At 71.9% G+C, this 965-nt stretch carries 1 protein-coding gene; it reads left to right on the forward strand.

Going from position 1 to position 965, the window contains the following annotated elements; translation table 11 throughout:
• Window positions 1–965: glycosyltransferase (locus tag IE191_RS20910; protein ID WP_191326363.1), on the forward strand; the 965-nt coding region annotated here is incomplete at both ends.

The raw sequence follows: 965 nt of genomic DNA on the forward strand, positions 1-965 counted from the left end.
TGCCGCGATGGCCCAGACGCTGCCGGAACTGCCCACGGCGGCGGCGCCGGCCTATGATCCGCGCCCGCAGAGCCTGCTCTATTGCGCAGCCAGCGCGCTGCCCTGGCACACCAGCGGCTATACCACCCGCACCCAGGCGCTGCTGCGCGCGCTGGTGGCGCAGGGCGTGGACCTGGTGGCCGTGACCCGCGCCGGATATCCGTGGGACCGCACCGACAGCAGCGGCACGCCTGATGGGCTGGCCACCAGCCATGACGGCCTCGACTGGCACCATGTACGCCAGCCCGGCCAGGCCCTGCCGCTCGACATCTATATCGAGCGCGCCAGCCTGGGCATTGCCCGCCTGGCCAAGGCCCGCCGCGTGGCCGCGATCCAGGCTGCGTCCAACCATGTCAACGCCCTGCCTGCGCTGATCGCGGCGCGACGGCTGGGCATTCCCTTCCACTATGAACTGCGCGGGCTGTGGGAAATGAGCCGCGCCGCCAACGTGCCGGGCTTTGCCGGGACCGAGCGCCATGCCCTGGGGCTGGAGCTGGAAGCCTTCGTGGCGCGCCATGCCGACCGCGTCTTTGCCATCTCGCAAGCCCTGGCCGATCATGTGGCCGAGCAATGGGGCCTGGATCGCGCGCGCATCGCCCTGCTGCCCAATGGCGTGGATGCGCAAGGCTTTGCCGCGATTGCGGCCGAGCCGCTGCCGCGCACGACCATCGGCTATGCCGGGGCGCTGGTGGCCTATGAAGGGCTGGACCTGCTGCTGGACGCCATGGCCCTGCTGCGTGAACAGGGCCTCACGCTCGACCTGATCGTGATGGGCGAAGGCCCCTTGCGCGAAGGGCTGGAAGCGCAGGCGCGCCAACTGGGCCTGGGCGATGCCGTCACGTTCACCGGGCGGCTCGACCCGGCCGAGGCGCGGGCGCGCATGGCGGCCTGCCACATCGCCTGCCTGCCGCGCCGCCGCAGCGCCG

Source organism: Novosphingobium pokkalii (assembly GCF_014652855.1).
GTDB lineage: Bacteria > Pseudomonadota > Alphaproteobacteria > Sphingomonadales > Sphingomonadaceae > Novosphingobium > Novosphingobium pokkalii.